Here is a 12072-nt window from a genome sequence, read left to right on the forward strand (position 1 = left end):
AAGAGGGTATTTATGGTAGCAAGTGATAGTGTTTTAAAAAGGTATGCGTTAGCCTATATAAAAAAATCTGGTAGTAACAGTAATGTTAAAGAGTTTTTACAATTTTGTAATACGCAAAACACCACAAATTGGAGTGAGGAGAATTTTAAAAATGCGTATGAAAAATTTACACATCCAAATTCAAGCAATAGGCACGATACAGGAAGCAGAAATAATCAATATAACGCAGGGAATAACAGGCAACCTACAGGCCCTCAGGTTACACACGTACATGTACACAATGATAGAGGTTTAGATTTTTGGGATTATTTACTACTTCGCAGCCTGTTTGGTGGTCATACTACAGTTATAAATAACCCTGGTTTCAGTAGTGGTAGCCATCAAAGCAGAGAAGATAAGAAAAAAGACTCGGAAGACAGTAGAAAGCTATTAGCTTTAGGTATGGTAGCTGCAGTTGTGTGTGTTGCTTTCCATGCTGGTATGTGTTTTTGGTATAACAGCAGCAGAAAAGCGGCTAGAAAAGAAGAAAAAATAGATTATCTTGATAATAAGCTTAAGATGCTTAGGAATATAGAATTTGCGGTTGGCGCTGTTTCTTTAGCGGCTTTGGTAGCTTGTGCTGTTTATCCAGTGTGGGGTTTAGTTATCCTTGGCGTTAATTCTCTCGTATGTTTTGCTGGTGGTTTAGCTTTTCATATGAAGCATGAGAAAGAATCAGATAATATTGAGAAGGCTAAAGAAGCAGTTAGGAATTATGGACCACCTCCTTACTCTCCTCCAAGCGCTCCTCCTTATAGTGAATTTAATGATTCTAATGTGAGTGGGGTGTTTGAGAATTATAAGGTGTGCTAAACCCATAACTGTACGAACATTTTGATTTGGGCCCATCAGGAGGGTGTCATTCCAGTGCTCCTTTCTCGTCATCCCAGTGCCCAGACACTGGGATCCAGCTAAGTTAGTGAGTGTAAAAGTAGCCAACCTTACGTTAAAACACAACGTTCTTGATGAGATTGCATAAAAACTGGATTCCTTACATCATAGAGGCACTGCCATTATAGAGTAAAATGAGATCCCAGTGTCTGGGCACTGGGATGACAGCTAGCCTGACAACCGTCATCCCGCTACTTGTTAGCGGGATCTAGAGATACCGCGGCGGTATGACGGTTTGCGGTAGTATGACGTAGTACTGCTGTCGTCCCGCTGCTTGTTAGCTGATGAGATACCGCGAATGAATCGCGGTATGACGGTCTGCGGTGGCATGACGATAACCTCGTCATCCCGCTACTTGTTAGCGGGATCTAGAGATACCGCGGCGGTATGACGAGGGAGAACAGTCAATGGCGTCAACTTAAGAGCATACATTAGCAAACTCTCCTAAAGACATGATGGCGTTTAGGCTTATCTACTTTATCGCGGCTATACAATCTTCCCGGTCGGATCTTAACTTTAGCGCGTATACTTGCTCTATCAAAAAGGGCTTGAAAATCTTTTGGCGCAACAAGCACTTGATAAAGTTTCTGTCTCATCACACCAAATAAAACTGAAAAATTTAAACGATACTCAGCAATTTGATCTGGGTTCCAAGGCCCTTGTGCATCACACATATGAAGCGATAATATATTGCACATGACCAAGTTTGCCCAAAATTCTTGTAATACAGCCTCTCCAGAAAAATTATCTAACTCTGCTCCTACTTTGAGTCGTTTATAGCACTCCTCTATGTGCCACCTTAATACATAAGCTTTACTCCAAAGTCTCGATCAAAAACTCTGTTTCTCCGTTGGCTAATGTCAGCTCTTACTTTCTGTCCTTTCATTTTATTTTTTAGCTTTTCATTTTCCAATATAAAATCAAAATCTAATTCGCCAGCGTTCCCATAGCTTGCTATAATTTCTTTTTTGCAAGCGAAAAATAAAATCTACTTCCAAATCATCATGCTGCTGAATGAATTTTACTGAAGACGATCATAGATAAATAATAATTTCTCTTGATTTAATGAACGCATTTGAGTGATAACTTCGGGTAATTGCTCTTCCGCCAACGTTTGTTCACCTATATTCCAAGCCGCAAGACGAGCACTACAAATCAGCGAAGTACACAAATCAACAAACAAATTGCCAATGGTGCCTGTTGTTCCATTTGGTTTAAAGCGGCCAAACTCGGATACAATTTCCTCAGAGCTGAATACCAGAACCATCTGCTGCAATAAGTCTATAGCCTCTCCAAGTTCCATACTCAGGTTCATCCTGATAGGCTGTTTGGATGCTTAAATTCTTGAAAGCCTGTATGGCAAATCTTATACCTTGCTTTAGAAAAAGCTTGCTTTGAGGGTACATGTCAATGGCTCCATAAGTTCAAATTCTATTCCCAAACTTTTTTTAACTAACTATAGAAAATACTGTCGAAAAAAGAAGTTTTCTTGTTCGTGTAAAACTCAACACAATGGATTTTCTGAAAAGTTTTCGAGTATATTGCATTTTTAATTTGTAAGATAAGATCTTTTCCTTTTTGCATGCCTCACCTAAAAATGACACATTTTAAACTTTTTTGTTGCAATAAAATAGAAACAAAAGTGCTGTCTCTTGTAGTATTTTACTCCTTAACATCCCTTAAGTTGATGCCATTGCCTGAACGGATACAATTATTCAACCATATTTTTGAAGATAGCTAGTTTCTGTATTTATTTTAAATTGAAGAAAGCTCAAATGAAAGATCGTGTTTTGCTAAAATCACAGAATGCAGTCTGGTTACATTACTCTAGCTATACGCAACAACTTTACTTTCAACAATTTTATTAGCAATAATACGACTTTCACAATCAATATTTATTATATCAGATAGTGAATTAATATCAGTGTAACTATCAAAACTTTCCATTGTTGATTCCACTACCTCTACTATTTTTAAAAAGCCAATTCGTGACTTCAAAAATTCATTAACAGCTATTTCATTTGCAGCATTGAGCACAATACTGTTTGTTTGTGGAGCAGAAGAGTTTAACACTGCCATGCTAAGCTTTAGCGCAGGAAAACGCTTATGGTCTGGTTCTTGAAAGGTCAATTTTCCTTGCTTTGTTAAATCTAATTTACGATTTAAAGCTGATCTTTCCGGCCAAGACAAAGCATATGAAATAGGAATTGCCATGTCAGTTTCTGCAAGCACAGCAAAGTTGAACCCATCCTTATAAGTTACAATTCCATGTACTATTGACTCAGGATGCACTATTGCTTCAATTTTATCCGGGCTGATGTTAAACAAGTTATGTGCTTCTATTATCTCTAGTGCCTTATTCATCATTGTTGCACTATCAACTGAGATTTTCCTTCCCATATTCCAAGTGGGGTGACTAAGCGCCTGATCTACCGTGACATTTCTTAATTGCTCAGAACTATAGTTTAAGAATGGTCCACCAGAAACAGTAAGTATGATCTTTTCTACGCATTTGTCGTCATTTTGCAAAACTTGAAAAATTGCGTTGTGTTCAGAGTCGATAGGGATTATTTGTACGTTTTTTTCTTTAGCTTTTTTGAGTAATAACTTTCCACCGCAAACAATGCTTTCTTTGTTTGCTAGTGCAATGACTTTAGTACCGCTTTCTATGATGTGCATAACTGGTTCAAGGCCTGCAATGCCAATTATTGCAACAACTGAGAGATCAACAGGTATGGTAGCAATATTTGTAGCGCCAATTGCTATTTTTACATCTGTACCAAGTAGGTTTTCTCTTAAATCTTTGTAAAACCTTTCATCGGAGATAGCAACGTATTTTGCATTCAGCAGTTTTGCTTGGTGTGCCAGTAGAGCAAAGTCTGAATGGGCACTTAGTGCTTCCACTTGGTATTCTTCTTTTCTCCTTGAGAGCAAATCTACAGTCTTTTTTCCAACACTTCCTGTTGATCCTAAAACTGAAACCTTTTTCACTAAGACAAACTCACAACAATAGCAACTTTTCTTATTAGGTCTTCTCGCATACTATTCAGCAGTTTTTAAGCGTTTAACCAAGTTCATGTACGTGGTCATCGCCAACAGATGGTGAAGGACCAGGTGAAAAAGATTGACCATGGTGATCACCTGCATCATGCATGTCTTGCAAACCATCAGCATTATGAGCCATTTCATTATTGGCATGAGGGTAATCATCTGAGTGAGGTCCCTCATCACCATGAGCCATATCCATTCCTTCTGATGGCATATCTTCCCCACCTCCACCTGAAAAATGTTCTGCAATGCTTTCAAGAAATTTTATGCCAAACATATTACCTGATTTTCCAAACAGTGTTACTAAACTACTGCCACTTACCAAACTTTCAAACACGTTACTATAAGCAGCAATTGCTCCTTCATGAAAGTTGAACAACCATTTCATTCCATCCACGACTGTTGAAACAGAGTCACTATGACCAAGACCAAAACCACTTTTCTCACCAGCGGCTTCTTGGTGTTGCTGCTGCGCTTGCCATTCTGCAATATTTGGACCTTGAGCTTCACTCATAAATTTTTACTCTCAACCTTAAGCTATTATTTTATCACAAATATTGCAAAATATCAATAGAGCTTTTGAATATAGCTAATACAAACAATTTCTGTCATCTTATATAGGACCCAGTTTGAAAAAATCCGAATTCCAATGTCTGCTACCTTATATAACGAATGAATTTCTTTATATATTCGTTATTAGTATTTTGTATTTCCTGAACAGTTCCATGGGAAATGATCTCCCCTTCATGTAATACTGCTATTTTATCAGCTATTTTAAATGCGCTATGAATATCATGTGTAATCGTGATAATTGTAGTGTTAAGATCTTTAGATAATTTTATTATTATCTCGTTTACTATATCTGACATAATTGGGTCCAATCCTGAAGTTGGCTCATCTAATACGATGATTTCTGGATTGTGTGCAATCGCCCTTGCAAGTGCTACTCTTTTTTTCATTCCACCTGATAGCTCTATTGGAAACATATCTGCTATGCTTTCCTCCAGTCCAACATCATTTAACTTCTCGATTGCTAGCTGTTTTGCCTCCTTTTTGCTGATATTAAAGCGCTTTTTATAATTAAAAGATATATTTTCCCACACTGTAACGTAGTCAAATAAAGCGGAATTTTGAAATAAAACCCCAAATTTATTTTTGCTTTTACTATTTATTTTAACAGACCCTGAGTCTGGAGCAAGCAAGCCGATAATTGTTTTTGTTAGTACAGATTTGCCGCTTCCTGAGCCGCCAAGTATGACTAATGATTCCTCTTTTAATATATCGAAACTTAGATCTTTTAGTACTGTCCTATCATCAAAAGATAAGCTTAAGTTCAATATTGATATTATGGGGTTACGCATGTATCAAAGTAATCATGTAGTTTGCTAAAATGATCAGTATGGACGATAAAACAACAGTTGATGTTGTAGCAACACCTACTCCTCGTGCACCTTCTTTGCAATGATAACCGTAATAGCAACTTAAGACAGAAATTATGGCGCCAAAAGCAATTGCTTTTATTAGCCCAACAATAAAATCGTACATATTAAAGAACTGAGCTGTGTATTTAATGTATATATTTAAATTGTGGTTAAATTCGAAGACTGCAGTGATACATCCTCCAAATATTCCTATTAGATCTGCACATACTGTAAGTATGGGAAATACTATGATTGACGCTAAAATCCTTGGTGCAATTAAATACTTGAAAGGGTTGATGTTCAAAGTTGTAAGGGCATCTATTTGCTCGGTGATGCGCATTGTACCAATTTCTGCTGCAATTGATGATCCAACCTTCCCTACCATTATTAAGCTGATCAAAACTGGTCCTAACTCTTTAATGATAGTGATCGTAACAAGTTTGGGTATTATCTGCTCTTGGTTAATTAATGAGTCACTCAAGCTGCTTTGTAAAACTATCGCCGCTCCTATAAAAACTCCAGTGAGCCCAACAATTGGCAGAGAGAAAAAGCCTATCTCTATAATTTGTTTTGCTACGTTGCTAAAATAATATGGTGGCACAAAGCAGTGGTATAGAGATTGAATAAAAAATATGAATGCACTACCAAGCCTTAACAAAAAATTGATAAAGTACCTACCAATTATTCTAACACTATTTATATCAAAAAAGCTCACTTTGTATTCATTTTAGCTAGAGGTTAGTCTTACTGATTTTATTAAAATTTTTATTAACTTTATCGCAAAGTATAGCTGAGATATGTTTTAAGTTCAACATACTTGATGTTTTAATTTAAAGCTTAACCCAAGAAAGGTTTCCCTACGTCATACCGCCGCGGCGCTAACTAGTAGCGGAATGACGGTTTTTCAAATTGTAGGTAAACCTAAGCCACTTTAGCTATAGGACTCAATTACATAAGCAAACCTTACTTATTTTATTATCCCTGTTTACTTCTTGTAAAAAACATGTTATTAATGAATTGAATTTTGTAGTAGAATGGAGGAAGTTTTGGCAGTTCCAAAAAGAAAAAAGTCGAAGTCAAGGCATAATATGCATCGTTCTCATCATGCTATTGAGCCTAAGAATGTTGTGGTATGTTCAACAACTGGAGAATTCATGTTGCCTCACAATGTAGCAGTAGATGGCAGTTACAAAGGAAAACGAGTTTTCATTAAGCAACAGGCAGAATGACTATTATGGTATGTTACCTACGGTCAATAATCACATAGTTATTGCACTTGACGCTATGGGGGGCGATTTTGCGCCTCTTTCCGTAATTCAGGGTGCTGGTTTTTTTTTGGATAATCTTGTTGACCCAGGCATTAAAGTTCTTTTTCATATTTATGGAGATAAGGAAAAAGTATCTCCTTTGCTTTTGAAATATAAAAAAGTAAGTAACAATTCTGAGTTTACTCATTGTTCTGACAATGTCCTTGCAAATGATAAGCCATCTTTTGCGCTGAGACATCGTAAAGACTCAAGTATGAAAGCTGCAATTGTTGCAGTGAAAGAAGGTAAAGCTTTCGGAGTGGTATCTTCAGGCAACACCGGGGCGTTGATGGCAATTTCCAGATTTATTTTAGGAACATTACCAAATATTTATCGTCCTGCTATTGTCTCTATCTGTCCAACTAAGACAAAAAGCTTCGCTTTGCTTGACCTTGGTGCAAATGTCGATTGTAATGCCGATTCGTTATTCCAATTTGCATTAATGGGAAGTATATTTGCAAAAGTAGCGCTAAAAATTGACAATCCTGAGGTTGCTTTGCTAAATATCGGTACAGAAGAAGTTAAAGGTAATGACTCAGTGCGCGGCGCTTTTGAGTTGCTTAAAAACGCTCCAGGCATTAATTTCAAAGGGTATATAGAGGCAAGTGAATTTTTAGAGGGTAATATAGATGTGATTGTTGCTGATGGTTTTGTTGGCAATGTAATGCTCAAAACAGCTGAGGCAACCGCTAGTACTTTTATCAATCTAATAAAGCAGGAAGTATTCAACTCGTGGATAGCGAAAATGCTTATTGGTATATTGTTAAAATCTAAACTAAATAAAGCATTAACGCGTTTTAATCCCAAAATTAGAAGTGGAGCTATGTTTTTAGGGCTGAATGGTATCATCATTAAAAGTCATGGAAATTCTGATGCTATTTCTTTTGCCCATGCTATAAAATTTGCAGTAAATGCAATTAGTGAAAATTTAAATCAAAAGATAATTAACGGGGTAAGTCATATTGAATAAAAGTTTCATATTAAGCACTGGATCTTATCTACCAAGAAAAACGTTGAGTAACAACGAAATTGCATCGATAGTTGAGACAAGCGATAAATGGATAAGGCAGAGAACAGGAATAGTTCAAAGGCATATAGCAGATGAAGGAGAATTAACGTCAGATCTAGCTGTAAATGCAGCAAAAAGTGCTATAGAAAAAGCTAAAATTTCAGTAGATGAAATTGACTTGATTATAGTTGCAACAACAACGCCTGATAAAACTTTGCCTAGCTGTGCAACGATTGTACAAAGTAAGTTAAAATGTAAAAACGCATTTTCTTTTGATGTACAAGCAGCATGCTCTGGTTTTATATATGCAGTTACAGTTGCTGATTCGCTCATAAAATCTAACAATAGAATTAAATATGCGCTCGTTATTGGTGCTGAAATAATGTCTAGGATTGTTGACTGGGAAGATAGGTCAACTTGTGTACTCTTTGGTGATGGTGCTGGTGCAGTGATAATAAAATCGGAAATGGGTAGCAGCGTCATCATATCAACAAACTTACACTCTGATGGCAATGTGGACATATTATGTACGAACGGAGGGGTATCCTCTACTGATGATTCTGGAAAAATATGTATGAATGGAAGAGAAGTGTTTAAACATGCAGTGGGTAAGTTAACAGCCTCAGTAGAGGAAACACTAAGATGCAATAATTTGAAAATCACTGATATTGACTGGTTAATTCCCCATCAAGCAAACATTCGTATTATTGAAGCAGTAGTAAAGAAATTAGATTTTCCTATAGAGAAAGTGATTAATACCGTTGATAAGCATGCAAACACCTCAGCAGCGTCAATTCCACTGGCCTTAGACTATGCAATACAAGAATCAAAAATAAAATCAGGAAATCTGGTACTGCTGATTGCAATAGGTGCAGGTCTCACATGGGGTTCCGTGTTGCTGCGCTATTAGACTTCTTGCATTACCTCCTGTTACCCAACTCGTAGAACATCACACCATAGGGCACAGCATAACTGTATGAACATTGTGATTTGAGTCCACCAGATCTAAGTAGCTTGACTACTTGATTGGATGCTGAGTTGGTGAGTATAAAAGTATAGCTAACGCTGTCATACCGCCCACAACTGTACGAACATTGTGATTTGGGCCCATCAGGAGGGTGTCATCCCAGTGCCCTGACTACTTGGATCCAGGAAACTTAACTCTACATCAAGTAAATGTACAATAAGAACTAGATTCCAGACTGGAATGACAAGTTCTCGGCAACCCCTACGTCATACCGCCGCGGTATCTCATCCGCTAACACGTAGCAGGATGACGATTCTTCAAATCGTCAAGGTGTCATCCGAGTAGCTTGACTACTTGGATCCAGAAAACTTAACTTTAAATAAGTGGCTGCATAATAAAGACTAGATTCCAGCGTCACGCGCTGGAATGACACCATTTTCGGTCTCTCATACCAAATCTCATAAATAAGTAGGCAAATAACTCACAGAACAAATGGTTTTGATCGAACTTTCCGTAATATTACGAATGAATGCACATACAGTATCCTCCAATAAACTAACAGAGTCATATATTCTATTTTTAATGAGATTGTCTTTCAAATATTGCCATAAACGCTCTACTGGATTTAACTCTGGTGAATATGGAGGTAAATAGATTAAGGTAATATTTTGTGGTATTTTTAAACCTTTGGATCTATGCCATCCTGCACAATCCACAACAAGAAATGCCTCCCTTGTTCCTAAATATTGTGACATCTGCTCAAGGAATATATTCATACAATCAGTATTGACGTTTGGTACGAATAAGCTAGAACTCTCTCGATTTCTAGGATTAACTGCACTATAGAGATAAAAGTTTTGCCTACCTAATTTTACCTTAACCTGTGTCCTAATGCCTTTTTTAAACCACCCGTGTCCAATCTTTGAATGTGTGCCAAACCGCGACTCATCGAAGAAAAATAGCTCTTTTTCGGGATACGTGACAATAGTTTCATTAAGATTTTTTTTTAAACTCTTCTTGTTTATTTTTATCCTGTTTATTGTGCACAGGCCTTGGAGTAATATACGAAAAACCTAACTTTTGCATCAGTCTATGTGCTGTAGACTTACTTACCTCAATAGAAAACATTTTCTCAATTATGATTTTTAATTTCTTAGCCGTTAGGTTGGCTCCTTCTTCTGCTATGACATTTTTAATTTCTTCTTGCTGCTTGTAGCTCAACTTCGGCTTTACTCCACGTCCTGGTTGTATTTTAAACGCATTGACTCCTCCTTCCTTAAATCTTGTAATCCACTTCATCAATGTAGTTCTAGTAATTCGGTATATTTGAGCAACTTTTGTTATTCCATATTCTTTTGCAGATATTATTGCCTGTAATCTTCTTCCTATCTCTCCTCTTATGCCGTGCTTCTTTAATTCCAGGTTACACTTATTATATAATTCTTCTCCTATTGCTTTACTTTTTCCTGCCATAACTCCCCACTAATTCTTAAATTATTCTATTTTAGAAATTTTTCTTTATTCCTCTATTTATTTTTAGGAATTGGTATCAAATTGCTTTAGCTACAAACATTAAGAAATTTACCAAATGAAAAAAAAGGCAAAGAACTCCCGTGGTGCGAGTTTTGACTCTATATTACTGTAAGTGGCGCTGTAATAATGTGCTAACGCTTAAAATAAGCGCGATTTGGCTGAATGTAGAAAAAATTTAAAAGACATGCAGCCGCTATAATTTTATGTAATCCGCCAAAAAATACCCTAAGTTTTTTACTGAATTTTGTCATTGAGCCTGCAGGTCAAAAACAAGTTTTGAGTCATAAATACCCTTATTGTCATAATAAGGGGGCTGGCGGAGTTTGTCAAGGAAGTTTTTTCGTTTCTGCGGGCTACTTGAATAACGGCTACAATGTTTGTACAATTGTGCGTAACGCGCTGCCGAACACTGGTTTTTATATGGCTATATAAGAAAAATTAAGGCTTAAAAGGAAACTTAAGCAGCTAATAGGGCCTAAGCCTTTTTAATAAAACATAAAAAGCCCCTTTACCACCATGTTTTTTCGTAGCTTGCTGGTAGTATAGAACCATATGCTGGATTTTAGTATCATTTAACCACTTATTTAAGTTATTCTTTATAGTGTCTGTTTTATTTGTTGCACTGCCGTATCCCGTAATTACCAATAAACATCTATTTCCTGCTCGATAATTTTTGATAATAAAATCTATCAATTTACAGTAAGCATCCTCTATACTATAGCCGTGCAAATCGAGCTTATCGCTTATAAAATATTTACCCCTATCAACTTTTGATTTTGTGTTTTGGTCAAGACAAAATGATGAGTTACCATTATTGGTATTAAGAAAATTCCTTTGTAAGTCGGAGGTACCTTTATCAACCATAGACTTTATATTTACTTTATGATTAACTTTCAAAGTAACTTTTCCACATTCTATTGGCTTAACATTTTTTTGCCAATCCAACTCATCGTCCGACATAAACGCATTAATCGAATTGTATAATTTTACAACAATATCCAAACATAGTAAAATGTTGCTTATTCTATAAAAATCAGATTTTCGATAATACGATGAAATCGTCAAAAACTAATGAGAATTTTTGGCTGTATGGAAAGCACACCTGCATGTCAGCACTGAAGAATAAAAATAGGCGGTGTATAGAACTGTTAGTAACAGAAAATTTCTATAGAGAACATGAAAAAGAAATTAGGCAATGTGTAAATAGTAAGGGCATTAAAGTTCGATTAGTAGAAAACAAAATACTTAATGACGTTTTATCTAAAGGTGCTAACCATCAAGGAATTGCTTTAAATGTTGCCCCTATTCTTTGTAACTTAAGCATCGAAGAAGTAGCTGAAAGCTCAAACGACAGCTCTACTATAGTCATTTTAGATCAAGTCACTGACACGCACAATATTGGATCAATTTTAAGAACTTCAGCTTGTTTTAATGTCAACGCATTGGTTTTACCACATAATCATTCACCTGGCGAAAATGCATCTATTGCAAAAGCAGCAAGTGGAGCATTGGATATTGTTCCGCTAATATACGTTACAAATATAGTAAAAACTATGCAGTATTTAAAAAAGGTCGGCTACTGGTGTTACGGGTTTGATTGCAATGCTAAAGAAAATATAGATGAAATAAAGAGCTTTGAGAAAAAAAGAGTAATTATTTTTGGTTCTGAAGAGAAAGGAATGCGGAGGTTAGTTAAAGAAAATTGTGATTATCTTTTAAAAATACCAATGTCAAATGCAATTAACAGTTTAAATGTTTCAAATGCAGCAGCAATAGGCCTATATTCTATTTATATTAAAACAAATGCCAGCGCATAACTGTTTATAATAAAAATACTTGATAAAAATGTGGTTTTAT

The 12072-nt window shown here is 36.2% G+C and carries 11 protein-coding genes and 1 pseudogene; 5 read left to right on the top strand and 7 right to left on the bottom strand.

The features are described from left to right. Positions 1–12 precede the first annotated feature (12 nt). Positions 13–852 carry a hypothetical protein gene (locus tag WKH12_RS01715; RefSeq protein ID WP_434732484.1) on the top strand — a complete coding sequence of 280 codons (840 nt, stop codon included), beginning with the start codon at positions 13–15 and terminating at the stop codon, positions 850–852. 509 nt (positions 853–1361) lie between these two features. Here the strand turns inward: WKH12_RS01715 and WKH12_RS01720 are convergent. From WKH12_RS01720 to WKH12_RS01740, 5 genes and pseudogenes are all read right to left on the bottom strand, one after another. Continuing rightward, positions 1362–2514 (bottom strand): annotated as a pseudogene (locus tag WKH12_RS01720) (transposase). Between the two features lie 243 nt (positions 2515–2757). Beyond that, the gene (gene dxr, locus WKH12_RS01725; RefSeq protein WP_264731948.1) at positions 2758–3921 is read right to left on the bottom strand and encodes a 1-deoxy-D-xylulose-5-phosphate reductoisomerase; all 1164 of its coding nucleotides are present in this window, start codon (positions 3919–3921) and stop codon (positions 2758–2760) included. A gap of 73 nt (positions 3922–3994) precedes the next feature. After that, positions 3995–4492, bottom strand: a complete 498-nt coding sequence (locus tag WKH12_RS01730; protein WP_434732485.1) for a hypothetical protein — start codon at positions 4490–4492, stop codon at positions 3995–3997. Positions 4493–4634: 142 nt separating this feature from the next. Further along, positions 4635–5339, bottom strand: a complete 705-nt coding sequence (locus WKH12_RS01735) for an ABC transporter ATP-binding protein (protein WP_434732486.1) — start codon at positions 5337–5339, stop codon at positions 4635–4637. Further along, positions 5332–6114 carry an MlaE family ABC transporter permease gene (locus tag WKH12_RS01740; RefSeq protein WP_434732487.1) on the bottom strand — a complete coding sequence of 261 codons (783 nt, stop codon included), beginning with the start codon at positions 6112–6114 and terminating at the stop codon, positions 5332–5334. The genes WKH12_RS01735 and WKH12_RS01740 overlap by 8 nt, the downstream gene beginning before the upstream one ends. Before the next feature lie 331 nt (positions 6115–6445). On the opposite strand from WKH12_RS01740, the gene rpmF reads away from it, so the two are divergent. Genes rpmF through WKH12_RS01755 form a run of 3 tightly spaced genes read left to right on the top strand, consistent with a single transcriptional unit; the run spans position 6446 to position 8625 of the window. Further along, complete coding sequence (rpmF, locus tag WKH12_RS01745; protein WP_434732488.1) at positions 6446–6628, top strand: 50S ribosomal protein L32; 183 nt, start codon at positions 6446–6448, stop codon at positions 6626–6628. 10 nt (positions 6629–6638) lie between these two features. Beyond that, positions 6639–7676, top strand: a complete 1038-nt coding sequence (gene plsX, locus WKH12_RS01750; RefSeq protein ID WP_253310008.1) for a phosphate acyltransferase PlsX — start codon at positions 6639–6641, stop codon at positions 7674–7676. Beyond that, entirely contained in the window at positions 7669–8625 is a 957-nt protein-coding gene (locus WKH12_RS01755) for a beta-ketoacyl-ACP synthase III (RefSeq protein WP_434732489.1), read from the top strand. The genes plsX and WKH12_RS01755 overlap by 8 nt, the downstream gene beginning before the upstream one ends. A 515-nt stretch (positions 8626–9140) precedes the next feature. On the opposite strand, the gene WKH12_RS01760 is transcribed toward WKH12_RS01755, so the two are convergent. Next, a protein-coding gene (locus WKH12_RS01760) for an IS630 family transposase (protein ID WP_434732009.1) occupies positions 9141–10155 on the bottom strand; the annotation gives its coding sequence in 2 pieces (ribosomal slippage) (positions 9141–9689 and positions 9691–10155; 1014 coding nt in all). Between the two features lie 525 nt (positions 10156–10680). Then, positions 10681–11175, bottom strand: coding sequence for a Smr/MutS family protein (locus WKH12_RS01765; RefSeq protein ID WP_264688028.1), 495 nt, complete (start codon positions 11173–11175; stop codon positions 10681–10683). Between the two features lie 92 nt (positions 11176–11267). Here WKH12_RS01765 and rlmB point away from each other — a divergent pair, with 92 nt between their 5' ends. Next, positions 11268–12032, top strand: a complete 765-nt coding sequence (gene rlmB / locus WKH12_RS01770) for a 23S rRNA (guanosine(2251)-2'-O)-methyltransferase RlmB (protein WP_264731958.1) — start codon at positions 11268–11270, stop codon at positions 12030–12032. The last annotated feature ends 40 nt before the right edge of the window (positions 12033–12072 follow it).

Source organism: Wolbachia endosymbiont of Zygogramma bicolorata (assembly GCF_051130665.1).
Taxonomy (GTDB): domain Bacteria; phylum Pseudomonadota; class Alphaproteobacteria; order Rickettsiales; family Anaplasmataceae; genus Wolbachia.